Annotated in this window: 17 protein-coding genes and 1 pseudogene; 8 read left to right on the forward strand and 10 right to left on the reverse strand. The window is 72.8% G+C overall.

Annotation, left to right across the window (positions count from 1 at the left end; all coding sequences use genetic code 11):
- Positions 1–11 precede the first annotated feature (11 nt).
- Positions 12–1448: a MocR-like transcription factor YczR gene (yczR, locus tag ACTOQ3_RS20435; RefSeq protein WP_440084954.1), complete on the reverse strand. Its 1437-nt coding sequence runs from the start codon at positions 1446–1448 to the stop codon at positions 12–14.
- 75 nt (positions 1449–1523) lie between these two features.
- On the opposite strand from yczR, the gene yczE reads away from it, so the two are divergent.
- The 5 genes from yczE to ACTOQ3_RS20460 all read left to right on the forward strand — a co-directional run bounded on the left by yczE (position 1524) and on the right by ACTOQ3_RS20460 (position 8601).
- Positions 1524–2168, forward strand: coding sequence for a membrane protein YczE (gene yczE, locus ACTOQ3_RS20440; protein ID WP_440084955.1), 645 nt, complete (start codon positions 1524–1526; stop codon positions 2166–2168).
- Between the two features lie 9 nt (positions 2169–2177).
- Positions 2178–3938, forward strand: a complete 1761-nt coding sequence (locus ACTOQ3_RS20445) for a glycoside hydrolase family 15 protein (protein WP_440084956.1) — start codon at positions 2178–2180, stop codon at positions 3936–3938.
- Positions 3939–4108: 170 nt separating this feature from the next.
- The gene (locus ACTOQ3_RS20450) at positions 4109–4363 is read left to right on the forward strand and encodes a hypothetical protein (protein ID WP_362685896.1); all 255 of its coding nucleotides are present in this window, start codon (positions 4109–4111) and stop codon (positions 4361–4363) included.
- 367 nt (positions 4364–4730) lie between these two features.
- On the forward strand, positions 4731–6620 hold the full coding sequence (locus tag ACTOQ3_RS20455; RefSeq protein ID WP_440084957.1) for a dynamin family protein: 1890 nt from the start codon (positions 4731–4733) through the stop codon (positions 6618–6620).
- 52 nt (positions 6621–6672) lie between these two features.
- Entirely contained in the window at positions 6673–8601 is a 1929-nt protein-coding gene (locus ACTOQ3_RS20460) for a dynamin family protein (protein WP_440084958.1), read from the forward strand.
- Between the two features lie 79 nt (positions 8602–8680).
- On the opposite strand, the gene ACTOQ3_RS20465 is transcribed toward ACTOQ3_RS20460, so the two are convergent.
- The 3 genes from ACTOQ3_RS20465 to ACTOQ3_RS20475 form a co-directional block, all read right to left on the reverse strand.
- Positions 8681–11320, reverse strand: coding sequence for an Hsp70 family protein (locus ACTOQ3_RS20465; RefSeq protein ID WP_440084959.1), 2640 nt, complete (start codon positions 11318–11320; stop codon positions 8681–8683).
- 239 nt (positions 11321–11559) lie between these two features.
- A complete protein-coding gene (locus ACTOQ3_RS20470; protein WP_440084960.1) occupies positions 11560–12489 on the reverse strand; it encodes a hypothetical protein in 930 nt (309 codons plus the stop codon).
- Between the two features lie 39 nt (positions 12490–12528).
- Positions 12529–13455, reverse strand: a complete 927-nt coding sequence (locus ACTOQ3_RS20475) for a S66 peptidase family protein (protein ID WP_440084961.1) — start codon at positions 13453–13455, stop codon at positions 12529–12531.
- 30 nt (positions 13456–13485) lie between these two features.
- Here ACTOQ3_RS20475 and ACTOQ3_RS20480 point away from each other — a divergent pair, with 30 nt between their 5' ends.
- Positions 13486–14376, forward strand: a complete 891-nt coding sequence (locus ACTOQ3_RS20480) for a sulfotransferase family protein (RefSeq protein WP_440084962.1) — start codon at positions 13486–13488, stop codon at positions 14374–14376.
- Between the two features lie 153 nt (positions 14377–14529).
- Here ACTOQ3_RS20480 and ACTOQ3_RS20485 read toward each other — a convergent pair.
- The 6 genes and pseudogenes from ACTOQ3_RS20485 to ACTOQ3_RS20510 all read right to left on the reverse strand — a co-directional run.
- A pseudogene (locus ACTOQ3_RS20485) lies at positions 14530–14784 on the reverse strand (transposase); the annotation flags it as partial.
- Between the two features lie 72 nt (positions 14785–14856).
- Positions 14857–16731, reverse strand: coding sequence for an ABC transporter ATP-binding protein (locus ACTOQ3_RS20490; RefSeq protein WP_440084963.1), 1875 nt, complete (start codon positions 16729–16731; stop codon positions 14857–14859).
- 150 nt (positions 16732–16881) lie between these two features.
- The gene (locus tag ACTOQ3_RS20495; RefSeq protein ID WP_440084964.1) at positions 16882–17685 is read right to left on the reverse strand and encodes an enoyl-CoA hydratase/isomerase family protein; all 804 of its coding nucleotides are present in this window, start codon (positions 17683–17685) and stop codon (positions 16882–16884) included.
- Positions 17686–17818: 133 nt separating this feature from the next.
- The gene (locus ACTOQ3_RS20500) at positions 17819–18034 is read right to left on the reverse strand and encodes a helix-turn-helix domain-containing protein (RefSeq protein WP_030904785.1); all 216 of its coding nucleotides are present in this window, start codon (positions 18032–18034) and stop codon (positions 17819–17821) included.
- 114 nt (positions 18035–18148) lie between these two features.
- A complete protein-coding gene (locus tag ACTOQ3_RS20505; protein WP_362685863.1) occupies positions 18149–19747 on the reverse strand; it encodes an ABC-F family ATP-binding cassette domain-containing protein in 1599 nt (532 codons plus the stop codon).
- 338 nt (positions 19748–20085) lie between these two features.
- The gene (locus ACTOQ3_RS20510) at positions 20086–20742 is read right to left on the reverse strand and encodes an acVLRF1 family peptidyl-tRNA hydrolase (protein ID WP_440084965.1); all 657 of its coding nucleotides are present in this window, start codon (positions 20740–20742) and stop codon (positions 20086–20088) included.
- Positions 20743–20873: 131 nt separating this feature from the next.
- Between ACTOQ3_RS20510 and ACTOQ3_RS20515 the strand changes: the two genes are divergently transcribed.
- Positions 20874–21971: an EAL domain-containing protein gene (locus ACTOQ3_RS20515; protein ID WP_440084966.1), complete on the forward strand. Its 1098-nt coding sequence runs from the start codon at positions 20874–20876 to the stop codon at positions 21969–21971.
- Positions 21972–22171: 200 nt separating this feature from the next.
- Complete coding sequence (locus ACTOQ3_RS20520; protein ID WP_440084967.1) at positions 22172–23518, forward strand: aminotransferase class V-fold PLP-dependent enzyme; 1347 nt, start codon at positions 22172–22174, stop codon at positions 23516–23518.
- The last annotated feature ends 39 nt before the right edge of the window (positions 23519–23557 follow it).

The following is a 23557-nucleotide window of genomic DNA, read 5'->3' on the forward strand; positions in this document are numbered from 1 at the left end:
ACCCGGCCGGTTCACAGGGCCGGGGTGAGAGGGGCGGCGGGGCGGGTGCCGTACGCGCCCCTGCGCCTGGCCTCGGCGATGCGCCGCACCGCCTCGACGAGGACCTGGGGCGGCTGGGTGAAGGGGAGGCGGAGCCGCCCCTCCAGGGTGCCGTCCACCCCGAACCACTGCCCGGGAGCCAGGCGGACCCCCTGGCAGGCCGCCGCGTCGACCAGCGCGACGGCCGAGGGGCCGGACAGCCGCACCCAGAGCGAGCCGCCGCCCGCGGGTGTCAGGAAGCTCCAGTCGGGCATGCGCGCCGCCAGCTCGGCCGCCAGGACGGCCCTGGAGGCACCGAGGAGGCGGGCCCGCTCGGCCCTGGCCCGCTCGATGTCCTCGAACAGTTCGGTCACCACCAGCTGCTCGAAGAGCGGGCTGGCGATGTCCACCGAGGCGCGGAGCACGGCCAGGCGGCGGACCGTCGCGGCGGTGGTGCGGATCCAGCCGATGCGCAGCCCGCCCCACCACAGCTTGGACGCCGAGCCGATGGTGATCACCCTGCCGTCGGTGTCGAACGCGGCCAGCGGCGTGGCCCCGGCCCCCTCGTCGATCGCCAGCTCGCCCCAGCTCTCGTCGGCCACCAGGGTGGTGCCGTACCGCCTCGCCGCGACGGCGAGGGCCGCCCGCGCCGTGTCGTCCATCAGATGCCCGGTCGGGTTCTGGAAGTCGGGGATGATGTACACGAGGCGGGCGGCCGACTGGCGCATCGCGCAGGTCAGCAGTTCCAGGTCACGCCAGCCCTCCTCGGGGACGCCGACCGGGACGATCCTGGCGCCGCGCGTCCTGGCCAGGTCGAGGACGTGCGGGTAGGTGGGCGACTCCACCAGCATCGGGTCGCCCCGGGAGAGCAGCATCGTGGTCACCAGGTGGATGGCCTGCTGGGCGCCGGTGGTGACGAGGATCTGCTCGGGGCGGGTGGCCACCCCACGCGCGGTGTAGCGTGCCGCGATCGCCTGGCGCAGCGGGGCTATCCCGACCGGGTCGTAGCCCATGCCGAGCGTGTAGCGGGGATAACAGCCGGCGGCGGCGGCGATCGCCTCGGGCAGCGTCGAGATCGCGCTCGGGGCCGCGGCGTGCATCGGCAGCAGCCCGTCGCCCTCGGCGGCGAGCCACGGGTTGTCCGCGCCCAGCGAGCCCGCGTCGGGCAGCGAGGTCCAGCTTCCCGCGCCCTGCCTGCTCTCCAGGTACCCCTGCTCGCGGAGCAGGTCGTAGGCCGCGGTCACGGTGGTGCGGCTCACGCCCAGGGCCGTGGCGAGATGCCGCTCGGCGGGCACCCGCATCCGCACGGGCAGCCGCCCGTCGAGGACGAGTGACCGCACGGTCCCGGCCAGGACCCGGTAGTACGGCCTGGCGGTGGGGTCGATCGACAGGAGGCGGGCGAGCTGGGGGCCGCTCATATACCGGTCCATGCGGGCCATCGTAAGGCCACTTGTAGTGATTGGCCCTTTTGGTCCGGCAGGATGGCCTGAACGATTGACGCCATCATGAGCGAACTCTCCCTGCCCACCCTTGTCTCCCTCCCCAACCGTCTCACCCGCCTGTACGCGGGCCTGGCCCTCTACGGCGTCGGCGTCGCCCTGCTGATCGAGTCGCGGCTGGGCGGCAGCCCCTGGGACGTCTTCCACCAGGGGCTCTCCATCCACCTGGGCCTGTCGATCGGCACCTGGATCATCATCGTGGGCGCCCTGGTCATGCTGCTGTGGATCCCGCTGCGGCAGCGGCCCGGGGTGGGCACCCTCAGCAACGTCGTCTTCCTCGGCCTGTTCGCCGACGCGGCCATGTGGCTGCTCCCGACCCCGGACGCCCTCGCCGCGCGCTGGGCGTACCTCCTGCTCGGCGTCGTGGTCACCGGCGCGGCGACCGGCCTGTACATCGGCGCGGGGCTCGGCCCCGGACCGCGCGACGGCCTGATGACCGGCCTGAACCGTCTCGGCCTGTCCATCCGCGCGGCGCGCACCGTCATCGAGGTCACCGTGCTGGCCGCGGGCTGGCTGCTGGGCGGGACGGTGGGGGTGGGAACGCTGGTGTTCGCCCTCGCCATCGGGCCGCTGAGCCAGTTCTTCATGCCCAGGACGCAGCCGGGCGCCCAGTTCCTCCCAAGGCCACCGTGGACCGCGCGGAGGCGTTAGCTTCGAGTCATGTGGATCGAGGACTACGCGCTCATCGGCGACATGCAGTCGGCCGCCCTGGTCGGCCGGAACGGCTCCATCGACTGGCTCTGCCTGCCGCGCTTCGACTCGCCCTCCTGCTTCGGGGCGCTGCTCGGGGACAAGAAGAACGGCCAGTGGTGGATCGGCCCCGCGCACGCCGAGCGGCCGCGCGCCACCCGGCGCCGCTACCGGGGCGAGACCCTCATCCTGGAGAGCGAGTGGGACACCCCGGGCGGCACGGTGAGGGTGACCGACTTCATGCCCACCCGGCACACCAACCCCGACCTGGTGAGGATCGTGGAGGGCGTGTCCGGCACGGTGGAGATGGCCACCGAGATCCGCATCCGCTTCGACTACGGCCGCATCGTGCCCTGGGTGCGCCGCAGCGACGGCCTGCTGCAGGCCGTCGGCGGGCCCGACTCCGTGTGGCTGCACTCCCCCGTCGCGCTGGAGGGCGGCGACTACGCCCACCGGGCGAGGTTCGAGGTGTCCGAGGGTGACAGCATGGCGTTCGTCTTCACCTGGCACCCCTCGCACGAGCCCAAGCCCGTCGAGATCGATCCGTACGAGCAGCTGGCCGAGACCGAGGCGCTGTGGGCCGAATGGGTGGAGCAGTGCACCTACCAGGGGCCGTGGCGCGACGCCGTGGTCCGCTCGCTCATCACGCTCAAGGCGCTCACGTACGCCCCCACCGGCGGCATCGTCGCCGCCCCGACCACCTCGCTGCCCGAGGACCTCGGCGGCGTCCGCAACTGGGACTACCGCTACTGCTGGCTGCGCGACGCCACCATGACCCTGGACGCCCTGATCGGCTCCGGATACCTGGAGGAGGCGGGCGCGTGGCGGTCCTGGCTGCTGCGGGCCATCGCGGGCCGCGCCCAGGACCTGCAGATCATGTACGGCGTCGCCGGGGAGCGCAGGCTGACGGAGCTGGAGCTCGACTGGCTGCCCGGCTACGAGAACTCCCGGCCGGTCAGGATCGGCAACGGCGCGGTCGACCAGCTCCAGCTGGACGTCTACGGCGAGGTCATGAACTCCCTGCACCTGTCCCGCGTCTCGGGTCTCGAGGCGGACCACCGGGCGTGGACCCTGCAGTTCGAGCTGATCTCCTACGTCGAGGAGCACTGGGGCGACCCGGACGAGGGCCTGTGGGAGGTCCGCGGCCCGCGCCGGCACTTCGTCCACTCCAAGGTGATGTGCTGGGTCGCCGTCGACAGGGCCGTCAGGCAGGTGGAGGCCTTCGGCAAGCCCGCCCCGCTGACGCGCTGGAAGGACCTGCGCGACCGCATCCACGCCGAGATCTGCGACAAGGGCTTCGACCCGGTGCGCGGCACCTTCACCCAGTCGTACGGCTCGCAGGAGCTGGACGCGGCCCTGCTGCTGATCCCGATCGTCGGCTTCCTGCCGCCGGAGGACCCCCGCGTGGTCGGGACGGTGGAGGCGATCCAGCGCGAGCTGATGGTCGACGGCTTCGTGCTGCGCTACCCGGTCTCCCCCGACAACGACGTGGACGGCCTGCCCGGTGGCGAGGGCGCGTTCCTGGCGTGCAGCTTCTGGCTGGCCGAGGCGCTGGCGATGATCGGCCGCAAGGACGAGGCCGTCGAGCTGTTCGAGCGGCTGCTGTCGCTCCGCAACGACGTCGGCCTGCTCGCCGAGGAGTACGACCCCCGCTACGGCCGGATGGTCGGCAACTTCCCGCAGGCGTTCAGCCACGTTCCGCTGATCCACACCGCCCGCGCGCTCAGCTGAGCGGGCGACCTCCGAGCACTTCCAGCCTCATTTATCCCCTTTAGTCCGGATAAGTCCTGAGGGTGGGATGGCTTTTCGGAAATCTGCAAAGAAACCTGGGATTCGGCTGCAACAATCCGGTGCGATCGTGACTCTCATCCGATGTAACACCACCGGAAAGGATCGGACCAATGAGCGATTTCGATGTGAGCAGCACCGACCTGGTCGACTACGACGGCGACGGAGGCACCGACGCCCAGCTGATCGACATCGACGGCGACGGTCTCGCCGACGAGGAGCGCTACGACACCGACGGCGACGGCGTCACCGACGTCGTCTACCTCGACCACGACGGTGACGGCTACATCGACGAGACGCGGGTCGACCTGAACGGTGACGGGGTCGCCGACTACACCGAGACCGCGGGCCCCTTCCCGACCGTCTGAACCGTCTGACCGTCCGAACCGGGGAGACCGGCACGAGCCCGGGTGATCTCACCGAGGGGGGACCCGGATCCGGGTCACACGGGCGGCCGGCGAGGAAGGCCCGCGATGAGGGACCGGCGCGCGTTCCCTTCCCCGCTCCCGGCCTGGCCGGCGCTGACCGGCTGCGGCGCGGTGACGGTTCCGGCGGCGGATTCGCCGCCGGACCCGGGGACCGGGCGCTGAGGCGTCCCTCCCCGCCGCGCCGCTCCCTCACCCCCCGCACCGACCCAGGAGAAGATCCCGACATGCCCGCTCAGACACCCGTACCGGACGGCCGGGCCCGCGTACCCGCCCGCGGGAACACCTCCGGCGGCCGGGATGGTGACGCGTGAACGCCGGGCCCGCGGACCTGCTGCGCCGCCTGTGCGACACCACCGCGGCCAGGCTCTCCGGCGCGGAGCTGCGCGAGCGGGTGAGGCAGGTGCGCGCCGGCCTCGACGCGCCGCTGCGGGTCGCGGTGGCGGGCGCGGTGAGCAGTGGCAAGTCGACACTGGTGAACGCGCTGCTCGGCCTGCCCGTCGCCCCGGTGGACGCGGGCGAGTGCACCTTCGTGGTCACCCAGTACGAGTACGGCGAGGACGACGGCCACATCACGGTCGAGCTCGCCGACGGCGGGGTGGCCCACTCCCGGCTGCTGCCGGGACACCGGCTCCCCGCCGAGTTCGGCGTCGACGTGGCCGGGATCCGGCGCCTGCGGGTCACGCTGGACCTGCCGTCGCTGCGCACGATCACCATCGTCGACACCCCCGGCATGAACACGGTGACGGCCGCCAACGAGCGGGCGGCCAGGAGCATGCTGTTCGGCTCGGGCGACGAGGACGACCGCGCGCAGGCGATGATCTACGTGCTGCGCTACGTCCAGAAGTTCGACGACACCACCCTCGCCGAGTTCCGCGGGCTCACCGACGCCTGCGGCATGAGCTGCGTCAACACCCTCGCCGTGCTCGGCCAGGTCGACCGGCGCGGCGACGAGGGCGACCCGTGGCCGACCGCGAGGCGGCTCGCCGCCAAGGGCTACGCGGACCTGCGCACCTCCGTCTTCGACGTGGTCCCGGTGATCGGCCTGCTGGCCGAGACCGCGCGGGCCCGCCCGCTGGGCACCGAGGAGGCGGCGGCCCTGGCGGCGCTGGCCGGGCTCGACGAGGACGACCTGGAGGACTACCTCCTGGACCTGGACGACTTCCGCTCGGCGCCCGAGCTGCCCATACCGGCCGAGGTGCGGCACCGGCTGGTGGAGCGGCTGCACCGCTACGGCATCACCAGCGCGGTGGACGCGGTGCGCGCGACCGGGACCGCCGACCCCGAGGCGCTCGCCGCCCACCTGCTGGAGCGTTCCGGCTACTCCTCGGCGGGCCGGGCCGCGACCGGCTCGGTGGCCGCGGGCATCGCCCACTTCGCCCGCCGCGCCGACCAGCTGAAGGCGCTCGACGCGCTGACCAGGCTGCGCGCGATCGCCCGCACGCCCGCGCTGGGGGCCGACCGCGCCACCCTGGACGCGCTGGCGGCCCAGCTCGACGAGAACCGGCCGATCGCGACCTCCCTGGGCGGCCTGCGGATCTTCACCGCCGCCGAGGCGCTCGGCCGCGGCACGCTCGTGCTGAACGAGGAGATGACCGCGGAGCTGCTGCGCCTGGCCCGCCACGACGAGCCCGCCGAGCAGCTCGGCCTGCCTCCGGGGGCCGCTCCCGCGGAGATCGCAGCCGCGGCCACGGCGGCGTCGATGCGCTGGCGCACCCTCGCCATGATGAGCGAGGGCAGGACCGGCGGGCAGCGGGCCAGGGACGTGCTGACCGTCCTGGAGGACATCGTCTCGGCGGCGCTGGACGAGACGGCACCGGAGAAGGCCGCGCCGGAGGCGGCGGCACCGGACGGGACCGCGCGGGACGGGCGAACGCCCTCCGCCGGTGGCGGGGGCGGCGAACCGCTCCCCCCGGTCCGGGTGGACCCCGCCGCGGTCGAGGCGCTGCGGTCCTCCCCCATGGTCCCCGCCGACGATCGGCGGGCGCTGGAACTCCTGCTCGCCGGGTCCGAGCTGGCCACCCAGCTCGGAGCGCCGCCCGGAGCCCCGCGCGCCGAGGTCGCGGGCTACGCCGCCGCCCTGGGCGCCAGGTTCCGCACCCTCACCCACCGGCCGCTCTCCCTGCGGCAGCGGCGGGCCGCCGAGACGCTGTGCGAGGCGTACGAGACCATCTGGGCGCACTACGGCGACGGTTCCTGAGGCGGCACCCCCGCGACACCCGACCATCCCCGACAGGAGAAAAGGACCGACCATGACGACCCCCGACCCGACCGGCCCCGTGGCCAGGCTGCTGCGCTACGCCAACGAGGTCCACGCGCTGGCCGGGCAGTGCGGCAGGAAGGACCTCGCGGAGGTGCTGGCCGCGTGCGCGGGCCGCTGGAAGGACGAGTGCACCGACATCGTGGTCGCCGGGGCGCAGAAGCGCGGCAAGAGCCGGCTGCTCAACACGCTGGTGGCCCACCCCGACCTGCTCCCCGTCGACGCCGACGTCGCCACCAACTGCTTCCTGTCGCTGCGGCGCGGCCCCCGGCTCGCCGCCGTCGTGCACCGCGGTACCGACGCGGGGCCGGTCCAGACGCCGATCACCGTCGAGTCGATCCCCGACTACGCCTCGATGCGCGGCGACGCGGGCAAGCGCCGCGACGTCGTCAGCGTGGACATCACCCTCGACAACCCGCTGCTCGACGGCCTGCGGCTGCTCGACACCCCCGGCGTGGACAGCCTGACGGTGGGCCACCGGCAGGTGACGGTGGCCATGCTGCAGCGGGCCGACGCACTGCTGTTCACGCTCAGCGCCCAGGACCAGCCGGTACTCAGGCACGAGCTGGAGTTCCTCGCCGAGGCCGCCGAGCGGGTCCAGGCGATCGCGTTCGTCCTGACGAAGGTGGAGGACTCGGCCAACTGGCGCGCCCTGCAGGAGGAGAACAAGGCCCGGCTGAGGACCTTCGTCACCGAGGCGATCGCGGCGAGTCCCGGCCGGGCGGCGACGCTGGCCCCGCTCCTGGAGGCGCCGTGGATCCCGGTGAGCGCCAAGCTCGCCGAGGCCGCCGAGGCCAAGCGGCGCGAGGGGCGCACGGAACGCGCCGACACCCTGCGGGCGCGCAGCGGCATGGACGCGCTGGAACGGCACCTGCGCGGCTTCGCCGAGGGCAGGGACTCCGCGCGGGGCGCCACCGTGGTCGCCGCCGCGCTGTCGGTGCTGGGCTCGCTGGCGACCGGCGCCAAGGACGACGTCGCCGTGGGCTCCGGCGACGAGGGCGACGTCACCGCCCGGCTCGCCGAGGTGGACGCCGGTCTGGCGGAGCTCACCGCGCTGGCGGGGCGCCGCAGGGCGGGCGCGGTGGCCAACACCTTCCTCGGGCGCGAGGTGGCGGGCATCGTGGCGGCGCGGGTGTCGGAGATCCGCCAGCCGTACGAGAACACGATCGCCACGCTGAAGAAGCAGGCCCAGATCGACCAGTACATGGCGGAGCTGCCGGAGAGCGTGCAGCGCTCCCTGGAGGCGGCGTGGTCGCAGATCGTCTACGACGTGGAGACGCTGGCCAGGACCACGCTGGACGCCTTCGCCCGCGACCTCGGCCTCGACCCGGTGGACCTGGCCACCGACGGTCGCGCGATGCCCAGCCTGACGCAGGTCCAGGTCAGGGGTGACCTGGCCGCGGACGACCCGGGCGGCGTGGACCTGATCCGGGACGTGCTGCCCTCGGCCTCGATCGGGCTGTCCCTGGGCGGCTTCGCCACGGCCCTGCTCGGCCCGGTGGGCTTCATCCTGGTCGCCCCGGCCATCGGGGCGGCCATCTTCATGGGACGCCGCTCGATGGAGAAGGTGCAGCGCAGCCAGGCGGCGATCAGGGGGGCGCTGCGCGACCAGTTCTCGGTGATCGCCAGGGAGATGACGCTCGACCTGGAGCGGATGGTGGCGACCTGGCGGGTGGGCGTCGAGCAGACCGCGGACGAGAGCCTGGCACGGCGCCGCAGGGAGCTGGAGACCCGGCGGGCCGAGCTGAGGTCCGCCTCCGCCCGCTCGGCCGCCGACCGTCTCAAGGCTCGCAAGTCGGGCGAGGACCGCATCGCCGCGATCGGCACCCTCACCACGCGCGGCCAGGAGCTCCGCAGGGAACTCGCCGCCGCGGTGGCCGCGCTGGGCGCGGAACGGCCGATGCCCGCCGTGACGACCTGACCGGAGGCCGGGACGGGGGCGTGACACGTCCGTGGAGCCGTTCACGGCCCCCGCCGCCCCCGGCGGGGGCCGTGAACGGTCAGAGCGGCAGGTGCACCAGGGTGGCGGGCTGGTCGCGGGTGGCGCCGGTCGCGTCGGCGGGGCGGTGCAGGCAGAGCAGGCCCGTGGGAACCCGGGCGACCGGCTCGAACGTCCCCGGCGTGCGGTGCACCTCCCGTGCCCCGCCGGGGGTGACGTGCAGCAGCCTGCTGCGGCCCGCGTCCCGCATGGTCATCCACATCGAGTCGCCGTCGGCGACGAACCTGGGGCGCTCCCAGCGGTGCCGCGAGGTGAGGTGACCGGCCAGCGTCGCCGACTGCTTGCCCATCAGGAACTCCAGCGTCTGGGAGCGCTGGTCGAAGATCCCGACCGACCAGCCCCTGGCCGGGCTCACCTGGTCGACGCCGACCGCGTAGATCTGGCGACCGGCGGGGAACCAGCGCAGCGCGCCGCCCCGGGGGCGCGGCATGACCAGCCTGGTCCTGCCGTCCGCGGTGTCGGCCTCCAGCCCCGCCGATCCGGAGGTGAACCACCTGCCCTGGTGCAGGACGACCTGGTGCAACCAGCTCCGCCCCGGCTCGCGCACCGTCGGGCGCACGACGCCGCCGGGGTCGACCAGGCACAACACCTGCCACGGCCTGAAGTCCTGGTGCCGGTTCTGGAACATCGGCTTGTTGCTGCTGAACTGCCCGAGCACCACGGTGCAGCCCGGCGCGCCCACCGAGGACGACGGCTCGGTGCCGCTGGGGGCCTCCTGGTCGAGCAGCCGGCGCAGCCTGTTGTCCTCGTTGAGGAACCACCGGGCGTACGGGCCCAGCTCGCGCGGCTGGGGGGCCTGGAAGGCGAGGGTCCCCGCCAGGTCGAGCTCGATCACGGCCAGGTGGCCGGTCTCCCCCCAGGGCAGGCCCATCGCGGTGTCGACCGGGACGGCCTGCCGGGACTGGAAGAAGACCCACGCCGTACGGCCATGCGCGATCACGGTCGGGTCGCCCCACATCTGCAGCGGGTGGGTGGCGCGGATGGCCAGGTCGGGGGTGAGGGTGCGGACCAGCACCTGCGCGGGCCCCACCTGTTCCACGGCGACGACGCCCTCTCCGGACGCGTCCCACTCCACGAGCCTGCCGAAGCGGAGCTCCCGGTCGTGGCGGCCGCCGATCCCGTCGAGCCTGCGCAGGAGGTGGCCGTTGTCGAAGGCCTGGTGGACGAAGACCCGGCCTGCCTCGGCACGCGCCTCCAGCACGGCGTCCGTGACCTTCTCGATCCCCTGGACCGTGGGCCCGCCCGCGGCGCCCGCAGCGCTCCCGGCGCTCCCGGCGCTCCCGGCGCTCCCGGTGCCCCCTGGCGGTCCGGTGGGGGCCCGGTGGCCGCCGGTGGCACCGCCCGCCGGACCGGTGAAGGCCCGCGGGCCGGGGACCGGCGCGCCGGGAGGCCGGTGGCCCCCGGCGGGGCCGCCCGCGGGGACCGGGGAGTCCGCCGAGGGGCCGGTGAAGGCCCGCTGCCCCGTACCGGAGACCCGCCCGGTGCCGGGAGCGCCGGACGTGCCGGTGGGCACCGGGTGGCCACCGGTGGCGGGAGCGGGTCCCCGGCCGGGCTCGCGGTGCTCGACCTTGAGCTTCCAGGCCAGCTGCGCGGCGCCGTAGGCGACCACGATCTTCGGGTCGTCGTAGGTCCTGACCCGCTCGCCGAAGCGCTCGCGGACGGCCTTCTGGACCAGCGGCATCCTGCTGGGCCCGCCGGTCATGAACACCGCGGCCAGGTCGTCCGACTCGACCCCCGCGCCGCGGATCGTCTCGTCGAGGATGTCGACCGTCCTGACGATCTCCTCGCCGATGAGGTCCTCCAGGTCGGCCCTGGTGATGTGCACGTCCTCGTTGATGCCCACCACGTAGTGGGAGGAGGTGTCGAACTTCGACAGCGTCTCCTTCGCCTCCCTGGCCATCTTGAGCAGGTCGGCGGCGTAGCTGACGTAGCGGCGCTCGGGGTTGGTGGTCACCTGCTGCCACCAGTCGGCGTCGAGCCGCTCGATCTGGGCGCCGAGGAACGCGAACACCCGCTCGTCGAACCCCTCGCCGCCGATCTCGTCACTGCCTCCCGGCTCGCCGACGACCGCGAAGTCGCCGCCGTCCACGGTGAGCACGGCCGCGTCGAACGTGCCGCCGCCGAGGTCGTAGACGGCCAGGCGCGACCCGCCGGTCGCCCGCCCCGCGGACGCGAAGTAGCGGGCCGAGGCCACCGGCTCGTCGATGAGCGCGATCCGCACGCCGCTGACGACCTTCCTCGCCGCCGCCAGCAGCACCGCCTTGCGGTCGGCGCCCCAGGCCACCGGGTGGGTCAGCGCGATGCAGTCGGGTTCGGCGCCGTCGAACCGCCGCCGCCCCTCGCCGACGAACAGCTCGAGCAGCGCCGCCAGGGCGTCGGCCACGTCCACCGGGACGCCGCCGAGCAGCATCCGGCCCCGGCCGACGTAGCGCTTGGGGTTGCGCTCGACGCGCTCGGGACTGATCGCGATGCCCCGCTGGGCGACCCTGCCCGCCACGAGCGTCCCCCGCTCGTCCAGCATGACGGCGGAGGGGATGCGCCGCTCTCCCTCGACCTCCAGGACGTCGAAGCGCCCTTCCGCCGCCATCACCCCGGCGGAGAAGCTCGTCCCCAGATCGACACCGAGGCACCACTGCGCCATGTCCACTCCTCGAAGATCAGGACCCATCATCCCGCATCCGGCGACCACGGACAGGGCGCGGGCCGGAGCGCCGGTACCGATCCAGGACCCGGAGCGTCGCGGCAGCCGGGACGGGCGCGGGAGCGTCCTCATCATCTCGCGCCCGCGCCGTCTCCACGGCTCACGATTCCGCCGTGCGGGAGGCCGTACGGGAACAGGCCCCGGGCCGGGACGCGGGTGACCGTCCCCCGGGGGGCGGGTCAGCCGCCGGTGGCGCCGTCGGGGCGGACGGCCAGGGCGGCGAGCACCCGGGCGAAGTCCGGCGGGGGCGCGACCACCAGCCGGGTCTGCCCGTCCTGGCTGACCAGGTCGGCCCTGATCAGGGAGAGGCGGCCGCCGTGCCACCAGTAGACCTGCGGGCTGAGGGCGCCGGCGCGCCTGTCGAACTCCCGCTGGGCGAACAGCCGCAGCCGCTCGATCGCGCGGACCACGCCGATGCCCTCGACCGGGTGGACGATCAGCGTCGCCGGGTCGGGCAGGGCGACGAGGACCCCGTCGGAGGGAACCGGCAGGTAGTCGCCCAGCCTGCGCAGGTGGGCGGCGGCACCCTCGGTGGGGCCGGTCAGCCTGCGGACCGCCACACCGCCGAGGTCACCCTCCGTGACCGAGAGCCGCTCCTCCCGGTTGGTGTTGTCCAGGGCCAGGTCGAGCGCCTGGCCCGCGGTGATCGGCCAGCAACCGACCTCCTCGGGGCGTACCGTGCGCCCGGCGGAGGCGTCGCCGACGGTGAGCACCTCGACCAGGTCGGCGGTGAGGTGGCGCCCGACCACGCGGGCCGGGTCGAGGTCGTCGTCGAGCTGGATGCGGGTCCGCAGCATCGGGCGCACCTGCTCCAGGTCACAGACGTCGAACGGCTCGTCCGCCGTGGCCAGGGTGTGGGACAGGTGCTCGGAGACGAGGACGGGCCAGTCCTCGCGGGAGCGCCGGAGCGCCTCGGCGCGCAGCCCGGTGAGCCGTACCACGACCCGGCGCGGGCCGGTGAGGGTCAGGGCCGCGCCGCCGGGGTCGAAGGCGCAGGAATAGCCGAGATTGTCGGCGACCAGGGCGAGCAGGGAGTCGAGATCGACCTCTTCGACCGAACGCGGGGGCGTCTCGGTTCGCCGGTTACGGTGCCGCCGGAACAATCTCACGCGTGCGCCCCCTCTGCCGGTTTCCTCCTAGGTTCGCACCTAGAGTGCCTGGTCGGCGCCCCCTGTTGAGTAGGTCAGAGAGCACGATTTTGCATCAATAGCACCAAGTGCCCCGAGCAATACAGAAAACTGTGGCTTTCCATGCCCTATCGGAAGCCCCGCGATAACCGGTACGCCGAGCGGCGCGAGCAGCTCCTCCAGCACCGGGTAGGGGTCGCCGCAGCCGACCCAGGACCCCAGGACGAACCCGGCGGCCCCGTCGAGCGCCCCCGCCTGCAGCAACTGGGTGAGCATCCTGTCGATCCGGTACGGCGCCTCGGCGACGTCCTCCAGCAGCACGATCCTGCCCCGCGCCGACAGCGCGTACGGCGTGCCGCAGAGCGCGGCCAGCAGGCTGAGGTTACCGCCGGTGACCGGCGCCGTGACGTCGCCGGGAACGATCACCCGGTCGCCGCCGATCGCCGGCGGGGCTCCGGCGAGGGCGGCCGTGAAGTTCTCGAAGGTGCGCGGCTCGGGCCCCTCGGGATCGCTGATCGTGGAACAGGCCGGCATCGGCCCGAACCAGGAGGCGACGCCCAGCTCCACGGCGAACGCGCTGTGCAGGGCGGTGACGTCGCTGGAGCCGACCAGCGCCTTGGGGCCGGCGGCCCGCATGGCGTCCCAGTCGAGGTGGCCGAGGAGGCGGGTGGCGCCGTAGCCGCCGCGGGCGCAGAACACCGCGCTCACCGCGGGATCGCACCAGGCGTCCCGCAGATCGGCGGCGCGGCCGGCGTCCGAGCCCGCCAGGTAGCGATCCCTGTCGAGGACGTGGGCACCGACGACGACCTTCAGCCCGAGCCCCTCCAGGACGCGGATGCCGCGCGCCAGCCGCTCGGAATCGGGAGGTCCGGACGGGGCGACCACCGCCACCGTGTCGCCCGGACGCGGCGGGGGCGGGACCGGTATCCCGGCAGCCGGTTCGTTCACTCCGCAAACGGTGCCACACTGGGCTTTCATATGCGACCTCCGCCCCACATCCTGGTGGTCAACGGCATCAAGGTCCGCAGGCCGGTGTTCGTGCTCGCCGCCCCGCACTCCGGCGCGGATCTGCTGGCCCGCGCCCTGAAACGCTCCCCCGGATTCCACGTCACCATGGGGCGGGCGGCGGTGGCGCACGTCGTCTACGCCTTCGCCCGGCGGCCCTCGATCGCGGGACGGGGCATGGGCGCGACCCGCGTGCTCCGCGACGCCATGGCCGAGGCCTGGCAGATCGTCCCGGGCGCCTGCCAGGAGTGCCCGGCCACGTGCCGGGAGGCGGGCGGCGTGACCGGGGCGGGGCCCTGCGTGGCCTCGGGCTCCGTGGCCCGCTTCGGCGACGCCAGCCCCGACCTCCTCTACAGCGCCTCGGTGCTGCTGCAGGCCTTCCCCGACGCCCGTTTCGTCCAGCTCATCAGGGACGGCCGCGACGTGGCCGCCGACATGCTGGCCGACCCCGCGTCCCTGACGTGGTTCAAGCCGGCCATGCTGAGCGACGAGACGGAGTTCCCCAACCCGTTCCTCGGCGTCAACTCCGGCGAGCACCGCGAGCGCTGGAAGGCGATGCCCACGGCGGGCAAGTGCGCGCTGCGCTGGCGCAGCGCGGTGCGGCTGTCGGCCTCGCTCCACCAGGAGCTGCCCCGGGAGCAGTTGCTGACCCTGCGCTACGAGGACCTGGTCTCCTCCCCCGCCGAGGCCCTGGACGGGCTCTCCCGCTTCCTGGAGACCCGGGTCCCCAAGATCGCCCTGCTGGGCCCGAGCGTGCCGAAGGTCGGCGTCTGGCGCACCCGCCTGCGCGGCCAGGACTCCGAGCTGGTGGCCAAGGTCGCCCGCGAGGAGCTCACCCGCCTGGGCTACGCCACCTCGTCCTGACGCCGGTCCGCGCCACCGTCAGCGCCACCGTCCGGGCCCCTTCACGAGGTCTCGCCGAGGGACGCGGAGTCACCAGTTCGCGATCTCGAACGTCGCGCCGGGCCGGATGTCCCCCTGCGGGGCGGGCCTGCCGGTCGCGACGGCCGTGGAGCCGGCGCCGGCCCGCAGCGTGACCAGGATCGTCTCCCAGGTGCCGTCCGCCGACCAACGGCGGTGCCGGTTGTAGACGGTCTTCCAGTTGCCGTAGGCCTCCGGCAGCTTGCGCCAGGGGCAGCCGGTCCTGGTGCGGAAGAACACCCCGTCGATGATCGTGCGGTGATCGGCCCACCGGTTTCCCCGCCGGGCGTGAGCGGGCAGCAACGGCGCCAGCCGTACCCACTCGTCGTCGGTCAGGTCATCGCGTTTCAACCGGTCGTCCACGTCCCCATGATCTAACACCATTCGCCCCGGAAGATCCACTCGCGGGCGGGGCGCCGGGCGTCAGGAGGCCTGACTGAACTGGGTCCGGTAGAGCTCGGCGTAGACCTCCCCCCTGGCCAGCAGCTCCTCGTGGCGGCCCCGCTCGACCACCCGGCCGTCCTGGACCACCAGGATCTGGTCGGCCTCGCGGATCGTGGACAGCCGGTGGGCGATGACCAGCGAGGTGCGTCCGGCGAGCGCGACCTTCAGCGCCTGCTGGACGGCGGCCTCGGACTCGGAGTCGAGGTGCGCGGTGGCCTCGTCGAGGACCACCACGCGGGGTGCCTTGAGCAGCAGCCTCGCCAGGGCCAGCCGCTGCTTCTCGCCACCGGACAGCCGGTGGCCGCGGTCGCCCACCACGGTCTCCAGGCCCTCGGGGAGGCCCAGGACCAGGTCGGAGATCTGGGCGGCGCGCAGGGCGTCCCAGATCTCCTCGTCGCCGGCCTCCGGCCTGGCGTAGCGGAGGTTGGCCCCGATGGTGTCGTGGAACAGGTGGGCGTCCTGCATGACGACTCCCACGGTCTCGCGCAGGGAGGCCAGGGTGGCGTCGCGCACGTCCAGGCCGTTGACGCGGACCGCGCCCTCGCCGACGTCGTAGAGACGGGAGACCAGGCCGGTGATGGTGGTCTTCCCCGCGCCCGAGGGGCCGACCAGGGCTACCATCTCGCCGGGGCGGGCGGTGAAGGTGACGCCGCGCAGCACCTCGTGGCCCGGCCCTGTGTCGGGGCGGGCCACCGCCTCCAGCGAGGCCAGCGACACCTCCGAGGCCGACGGGTATCTGAACCGGACGTCGTCGAACTCCACGGAGACCGGGCCCTCGGGAACGGGCCGGGCGCCGGGCCTCTCGGCGATCATGGGCTGCAGGTCGAGGACCTCGAAGACCCGGTCGAAGCTCACCAGCGCGGTCATCACGTCCACGTGCACGTTCGACAGGCTCGTCAGGGGGCCGTACAGGCGCATCAGGAGGGCGGCGAGCGCCACCAGGGTGCCGAGCTCGAAGACGTCGGAGACGGCCAGCACGCCGCCCACGCCGTACACCAGGGCGGTGGCCAGCGCGGCGACCAGGCCGAGCGCGACGCGGAAGACCGTCCCGTACATGCCGACGGTGACGCCGACGTCGCGCACCCGCCCCGCCCTGTCGCCGAAGGCGGCGGTCTCGTCGTCCGGGCGGCCGTACAGCTTGGCGACCATGGCCCCGGCGACGTTGAACCGCTCGGTCATCATGGTGCTCATCTCGGCGTCGAGCTCCATCTGCTCGCGGGTGAGCCCGGACATCTTCCTGCCGACCCACTTCGCCGGGAAGATGAAGATCGGTAGCAGCACGAGGGCGACGACGGTGATCTGCCAGGAGAGCACCAGCATGGCGCCGAGCACCAGCACCAGCATGACCACGTTGGCCACGACCGACGACAGGGTGCTGGTCAGGGCTCGCTGGGCGCCGATGACGTCGGTGTTGAGCCGGGAGACCAGGGCGCCGGTCTGGGTGCGGGTGAAGAAGGCCACCGGCATGCGCTGGACGTGGTCGAAGACCTCGGTGCGCAGGTTGTAGATGAGGCCCTCGCCGATCCGCGCGGAGAACCAGCGCTGGGCCAGGGTGAGCGCCCCGTCGGCGACCGCCAGGCCCGCGATGACGAGCGCGAGGGCGATCACCACCCCCTGGCGCTTGGCGATGATGCCGTCGTCGATGATCGCCTTCATCAGCAGCGGGTTGGCGATCACGATGACCGAGCCGACCACGACCAGCGCGAGGAAGGCGGCGATGTGCCGCGAGAAGGGCTGTGCGTAGCGGGCGATGCGTCTGACCGTGCCCGGTGCCAGACGCTGCTTGGTCACCGACCTGTCCCGCCGGAACGAGAACATCGCCTGGGGGCCGAGGCCCCCGCCCATCATCGCCATACGGCCTCCTCTCCCGATGCGAGCACCGGGAGAGGCACGATCATTCCCCTGTCAGCTTCGGGCGAACACCACGGGAGGGCCACTGGGGACGGACCCTGCGACGGGCCGTGTGACGGCCTTCCGCGAACCACGTGCCACGAGCGGGACGGCCTACCCGAAAAGCGCCTTGACGCGCCCCGCCTGCTCGCGCGCCTCGGCCGCGCACTGCTCCTCCAGCGTGCGCCCCGAAGCACCCTGAAGCAGCCGCTTGGTCGCCGTCGCGGCGTCGCGGTCGGTCGCCAGCAGCGCGTCGGTCAGGTCGCGTACGGCCTGCGTCAGCTCCTCCGGCGCGACGACCAGCTCGGCTAGGCCGATCCGCGCCGCCTCCTGCGCCCCCACGACGCGGGCGGTCAGGCAGATCTCGATGGCCCTGGACAGGCCCACCAGGTCGACCAGCGGCTTGGTGCCGGTCAGGTCCGGGACCAGCCCGAGGGCCGGCTCCTTCATGCACAGTTTGGCGTCGTCCGCCAGGACCCGCAGGTCACAGGCGAGCGCCAACTGGAACCCCGCACCGACCGCGTGGCCCTGAACGGCTGCCACGGAGACGATGTCGGGACGCCTCAGCCAGAGGAAACCCCGTTGGGCCTGCGCCACCCGCTCGGCGAAAGCAGCCTCGTCGAGTGTCGCGGAGGACGCGAACGACCCCTGCCCGGGAACTCCCTCCGGGGTGAACATCCTCAGATCGATCCCCGCCGAGAAGGACGGCCCCTCACCTCTGATCACGACGACCCTCACCTGCTGCGGCAGGCCGTCACCGATATGAGCCAGAGCCGACCAGGTGGCGAACGTCTGGGCGTTCCGCTTCTCCGGACGGTCCAGCGTGATCGTCGCGATCTCGCCGTCCACCTCATAGCGCAGACCGACCTCCTCGAGAGAGATCTCCTCCGCACTCCCCCCGAACGCCACTTCCGCCATCGCCTGTTCTCCCACCTTCGGTGTCCGCCTCGCCCGAGCCTATCGATTCCCCAGAATGAGGTTCTACAGGTCCGGGCGGGGACGGCTTCAGAGTGGGGGACGAGCGGCTGCGGTCGCGCGTTCCGAGGCGGGGTCAGCGCTTGGACTTGCCTCGGGTGGCGCCACCGCGCCCGCGCAGAGTCACGCCGGACTCGCTCAGGATGCGGTGGATGAACCCGTACGACCTGCCGGTCGAAGCGGCCAGGGCACGGATGCTTTCACCCGCGCTGTAGCGCTTCTTGAGATCGGAGGCCAGTTTTTCACGATCGGCCCCGGTAACCCGGGTGCCCTTCTTCAGAGTCTCGGCCACGAGTACCTCCTGTAGTGCCAGACTTCCGCAGCGTTACACACGCCATGATCAGTCATTTCAGCGAGATCGGCTACCTACTCCACGGGAAAAGATCCGTACCCGCTCAAATTAAGATCAGGCAAGTGCCACAAGATCGGAAAATTCGTCGCTCCACGCGTCTTCAACTCCGTCAGGCAGCAAGATCACCCTATCGGGTCGTAGAGCCTCTACAGCACCCTCATCATGCGTGACAAGCACAATCGCCCCAGAATAGGACGTTAGCGCCGAAAGAACTTGTTCCCTGCTGGCCGGATCGAGGTTGTTCGTGGGCTCGTCCAGGAGGAGGACGTTGGCCGCGGACAGCACCAGCGTGGCCAGCGCCAGCCGCGTCTTCTCCCCGCCCGACAGCACTCCCGCGGGCTTGTCCACGTCGTCGCCGGTGAACAGGAACGAGCCCAGGACCTTGCGCAGTTCCACGTCGGGCAGCTCTCCCCCGGCCGAGCGCATGTTCTCCAGCACGGTCCGCTCGGGGTCGATCGTCTCGTGCTCCTGCGCGTAGTAGCCCAGCTTGAGCCCGTGTCCCGGCTTGACCGCGCCGGTGTCGGGCTCCTCGATGCCGCCCAGGATGCGCAGGAGAGTGGTCTTCCCCGCGCCGTTCAGGCCCAGGATGACGACCCTGCTCCCCCTGTCGACGGCGGCGTCGACGTCGGTGAAGACCTCCAGGGAGCCGTACGACTTCGACAGCCCCTCCGCCATGATCGGGGTGCGCCCGCACGGGGCGGGCTGGGGGAAGCGCAGCTTGGCGACCTTGTCGCTGCGCCGCTCCACCTCCAGGCCGGACAGCAGGCGCTCGGCGCGGCGCTGCATGTCCTGCGCGGCCTTGGCCTTGGTGGCCTTGGCGCGCATCTTGTCGGCCTGCGACATCAGGGCAGAGGCCTGCTTCTCGGCGTTGGCGCGCTCGCGCCTCCTGCGCTTCTCGTCGGTCTCGCGCTGGGCCAGATAGGCCTTCCAGCCGACGTTGTAGGTGTCGATCACCGCGCGGTTGGCGTCGAGGTGCAGGACGCGGTTTACCGTCGCTTCAAGAAGCGTGACGTCGTGGCTAATAATGATCAAGCCGCCCTGGTGAGATCGTAAAAAATCACGAAGCCACCCGATTGAGTCCGCATCTAGGTGGTTTGTCGGCTCGTCAAGAAGGAGAGTCTCCGCCCCGCTGAAGAGGATCCTGGCCAGTTCCACCCGCCTGCGCTGCCCTCCGGAGAGGGTCTCCAGCGGCTGGCCGAGCACCCGGTCGGGCAGCCCCAGGCTGGAGGCGATGGAGGCGGCCTCCGACTCGGCGGCGTACCCGCCCAGGACGTGCAGCCGGTCCTCCAGGCGCCCGTAGGCGCGGACCGCGCGGTCCCTGGTGCGGTCGTCGGCCGAGGACATGCCGGCCTCGGCCTCGCGCAGCTCGCGCAGCACCTGGTCGAGCCCCCGGGCCGAGAGGATGCGGTCACGGGCGAGCACGTGCAGGTCGCCGGTGCGCGGGTCCTGCGGCAGGTAGCCGACCTCGCCGCTGATGGAGACCGTGCCCGAGGCGGCCGACCCCTCTCCCGCGAGCACGCGGGTCAGCGTGGTCTTCCCGGCCCCGTTCCGGCCGACGAGCCCGATCTTGTCACCGGGGTTCACCCGGAAGGACGCGCCCTCGATGAGCAGCCGGGCCCCGGCCCGCAATTCGATGTCAGAAGCTACGATCATGGTTGGAGAACACTCCCAGCAGGAAATACACAGGCTCACTTCACTGTGGCCGAACCCGCCGCGCCCTGTGTCTCCCGGCTCTCGGCTCGGCCGTCTCGCCTTCATCGGGACGACGGTCAATCGGGAGTGCGCATACCGATCAGTGTACGGCGCGACACCGGGCGGCTTCTCCACGTTTTGTCGAGCCCCGCTCGCCGGGGACCCGCGCACGCGGGCCCCCGCCACGCGAACCCGGGCCGCCCGGCCCCCTCCGCGCGGAGGCGCTCACGCGGGCGCCCGCCACGCGAACCCCGTTCACACAGGCCCTTGCGCACGGAACCCGCTCACCGGCGACCCGGTCATCCCGGATCGCTCACCCTGATGCGGACCGCGCGGAACTGGGCGGGGGTGTCCTTGAGAATCACCAGCCGCGGGTCGGGGACCGTCAGGAAGGGCTCGGCCTCCAGCGCGAAGACCGGCGCGAGCCTGCGGTCGGGCCGCAGCGCGTCGACCGCGCGCCGGTCGCCGCCCAGCACGACCGCCTCCAACTCGCCCACGTGCGGGCCCAGGACGCGCAGCGCCACCTCGGCCGCCGCCTCGTGCGCCTGGTCCACCTGCTTCTCCCTGCGCCGGGCGAAGCGCCGCTGGGACCAGCCGCCCGCCGCGCTGCGCCCGTGGACCTGCCGCGAGCCCACCTTGGAGGAGAGCAGCTCCGCACCCTGGAAGATCCCCGCCGCGTGGCCGCCCAGCCGTACCAGCAGCACGCCGATCCTGCGCTCGGTGCGCACGTGGGTGACCAGGCGCGCCATCGGGCCGCCCCCCGAGGAGGTCAGCGGCGGGAACGGCACCTGGCACTCGGCGACCGCGCCGTCAGCGCCCTCCAGGCGCACGACGGAGGCCGAGGCCGTCACGCTCGGCGGGCCGTGCCGGTCGACGAAGCCGTCGATCCAGCGGTTCAGGCGCTCGGGCGCCACGGAGACCCAGCGGCCTCCCCCCTTGGCCGGTCGCGACGTCATGGAACGCGACACTACCGGCTGACCTCGCCGAACACACGGTCTCACTGGTCAAGTCCAACGAATGGCGAAATATCGGTGAACATCACAGTGCGTTACTTCTGTGACGGTAGAGAATGCCCCATGCTCGGAATGTGACGACCAGAGCGCGAGCCGTCCCGCAGGCCTCCGCGGCAGGCGCGGGTGTCACGCCTGTCGTCGATCTCGACACCGGGGGCGTCATCGCCTTCCAGGCGGACGGCGAGGGACGCGGGAACATCTCCTCCACCGTCCAGACGGTGCGCGACGTCGCCGCGGGCGAGGCCCTGCTCCCCCTGGTGCTCACCCTGCCGACGGCCGCGGTGATCGGCGGCTCGGCCGCGCTCGCACCGCTGCACGAGGCCCTGCGCGCGTCAGGCCGACGGCCTCGCGAGGTGATCCTCACCGTACGAGGCGACTTCGCCCAGTTCGAGCGCCGCTCCCTGCTCACCGGGCTGGACGGCCTGCGCGCCATCGGCTACCTCATCGCGGTCGGCGACCTGGGCACCGCGCACGTCCCGCTGGACCTGCTCGCCGACGCGGCACCGTACCTGGCGGTGATCTCGCGGGACCTGATCGACCAGGTGCCCGGCGACCCGCGCCGCACCGCGATCGGGGAGGGCCTGGCGCGGCTCGCGCGGGGAACGGGGACGCACGTGCTGGCCCCGGGAGTGAGGGACGAGGCGCAGCTCGCCGTGATCCGCGGCTGGGGAGTGCGGCTGGCCCAGGGCCCGCTGCTGATCCCCGGCCCGTCGGGACGGGTGCACGTGCCGCTCCCGGTCGTCGAGCAGGAGCCCTCGCGGCTCCTGCTCGGTCCCCGCGTCCACGAGTTCCTGCTGCCCGCGGTGACCCTCCCCTACGAGGCCACCGCCGAGGCCGTGATCGACGCCTTCGGCAGCGAGCCGTCCATCACCAGCGTGATCCTCGTCGACGAGTACCAGCGTCCCAGGGGCAGCCTCGACCGCAGCCGCTTCCTGCTGTCGATCGCCGGGCGCTTCGGTCACGCCCTGCACGGCAAGAAGGCCGCCGGGCGGCTGGCCGACCCCGCGCGCACGGTTCCCAAGACCACCCCCGCCATAGCGGCCATGCAGGTCGCGGGCCGCGACGCCGAACGCGTCTACGACGACCTGGTCGTCACCGACGAGGTCGGCCGCTGCATGGGCGTCGTCCGGGTCGCCGACCTGATCCGCCAGGTGGCGGCCATGCAGCGCTGAGGGCTCCTTCACCCGCCGGCCTCGCTCCTCGGTTCCGCCCGTTGTCGGGACGGATCGTCTCGCCATGCCGGACGCCATCGCCTTTACGTTGTAGATTCGAATATCCGCCGCGCCGGCGCCGCGCCCCTTGGCAGGCGCGCATGATCACGGTAGGAAGGGCACAGGGCGAGACGACGACGAGGGGCGACAAGGGGCACGGAATGGACGATCGCGGACCTCGGGTCGGGCGGCGGGGACTGCTCGGGGCGGGACTCCTGGCCGGAGCCGGAGCCGCGCTGTCCGGATGCACCTCCGCCGACACCCCTGCCACCCCCGCCGCCCCTGCCACCCCCGCCGCCCCGCAGCCTCCGCCGTTCGACCCCGCCAGCTGGGAGTCGGTGCGGGCCCAGTTCCCGCTCGACCCCTCCTACGCGCAGTTCGCCGCCTACGTCCTCGCCTCCCACCCGGCCCAGGTGCGGCGGGCGATCGAGGAACACCGGCGCGGCCTCGACACCGACACCGACGCCTACCTGCACGGCGAGGACAGGGAGGGGGCGGTGCGCGAGGCCGCCGCCGCCTACCTGGGCGCCGACGCCCCCGACGTCGCCCTCACCGACAGCACCACGATGGGCCTGGGCCTGCTCTACAGCGGCATGCGGCTGCTCCCCGGCCAGGACGTGCTCACCACCGAGCACGACTTCTTCGCCACCCACGAGAGCCTGCGGCTGCTCGCCGCCAGGACCGGCGCCAAGGTCCGCAGGGTCGGCCTGTACGACGACCCGGCCAAGGCCTCCGCCGACGAGATCGTCTCCCGGCTGAAGGCCGCGCTCACGCCGAGGACCCGGGTGGTGGCGATCACCTGGGTGCACTCGGGCACCGGGGTGCGGATGCCGGTCAGGGCGATCGCCGACATGGTCGCCGAGGCCAACCGCTCCAGGGACGCCGGGGACCGGGCGCTGCTGTGCGTGGACGGGGTGCACGGTTTCGGCGCGATGGCCGACGGGGTGGAGGAGTTGGGCTGCGACTTCCTGGCCAGCGGCACCCACAAGTGGCTGTTCGGCCCCCGGGGCACCGGCATCCTGTGGGGCAGGGGGCAGGCCTGGGGCGCGCTGCTGCCGGTGATCGCGAGCTTCTCCAACGTGACCGTCGATCCGGGGACCGGCGACGAGCCGTACGGCCCCGGCGGCCTGCTGCACACCCCCGGCGGCTACCACAGCTTCGAGCACCGCTGGGCGCTGAGCGAGGCGTTCGCCTTCCACCGGGCGATCGGCAAGGAGCGGGTGGCGGCCAGGATCACCGAGCAGGCCACCCGGCTCAAGGCGGGGCTCGCGGGCCTGCCCAACGTGCGGCTGATCACCCCGGTCTCCGCCGAGCTGTCGGCCGGGCTGGTCTGCTGCGTGGTCGACGGCATGGACGCCCCCACCGCGGTGGGCAGGCTCCGCCGCGACCACCGGATCGTCACCAGCGCCACCCCGTACCAGGACGTCTACCTGCGTTTCGGTACCGGGATCGTCACCACCCCCGAACAGGTGGACCAGGCGGTGAAGGCCGTCGCCGCCCTCAGGTGACGTATGGTACGAGTTAGGTATACCTAACTTGGATTCCCA

It is taken from the genome of Streptosporangium sp. LJ11 (genome assembly GCF_051918945.1).
Classification (GTDB): Bacteria; Actinomycetota; Actinomycetes; order Streptosporangiales; family Streptosporangiaceae; genus Streptosporangium.

Excerpts from the sequence above, each read along its gene's own strand:
- ACTOQ3_RS20465 (WP_440084959.1), bottom strand. The coding sequence starts at position 11,320 with ATGGCGCAGTGGTGCCTCGGTGTCGATCTGGGGACGAGCTTCTCCGCC.
- ACTOQ3_RS20460 (WP_440084958.1), top strand. The coding sequence starts at position 6,673 with ATGACGACCCCCGACCCGACCGGCCCCGTGGCCAGGCTGCTGCGCTAC.
- yczR (WP_440084954.1), bottom strand. The coding sequence starts at position 1,448 with ATGGACCGGTATATGAGCGGCCCCCAGCTCGCCCGCCTCCTGTCGATC.
- yczE (WP_440084955.1), top strand. The coding sequence starts at position 1,524 with ATGAGCGAACTCTCCCTGCCCACCCTTGTCTCCCTCCCCAACCGTCTC.
- ACTOQ3_RS20510 (WP_440084965.1), bottom strand. The coding sequence starts at position 20,742 with ATGACGTCGCGACCGGCCAAGGGGGGAGGCCGCTGGGTCTCCGTGGCG.
- ACTOQ3_RS20450 (WP_362685896.1), top strand. The coding sequence starts at position 4,109 with ATGAGCGATTTCGATGTGAGCAGCACCGACCTGGTCGACTACGACGGC.
- ACTOQ3_RS20490 (WP_440084963.1), bottom strand. The coding sequence starts at position 16,731 with ATGGCGATGATGGGCGGGGGCCTCGGCCCCCAGGCGATGTTCTCGTTC.
- ACTOQ3_RS20505 (WP_362685863.1), bottom strand. The coding sequence starts at position 19,747 with ATGATCGTAGCTTCTGACATCGAATTGCGGGCCGGGGCCCGGCTGCTC.
- ACTOQ3_RS20480 (WP_440084962.1), top strand. The coding sequence starts at position 13,486 with ATGCGACCTCCGCCCCACATCCTGGTGGTCAACGGCATCAAGGTCCGC.
- ACTOQ3_RS20495 (WP_440084964.1), bottom strand. The coding sequence starts at position 17,685 with ATGGCGGAAGTGGCGTTCGGGGGGAGTGCGGAGGAGATCTCTCTCGAG.
- ACTOQ3_RS20520 (WP_440084967.1), top strand. The coding sequence starts at position 22,172 with ATGGACGATCGCGGACCTCGGGTCGGGCGGCGGGGACTGCTCGGGGCG.
- ACTOQ3_RS20445 (WP_440084956.1), top strand. The coding sequence starts at position 2,178 with ATGTGGATCGAGGACTACGCGCTCATCGGCGACATGCAGTCGGCCGCC.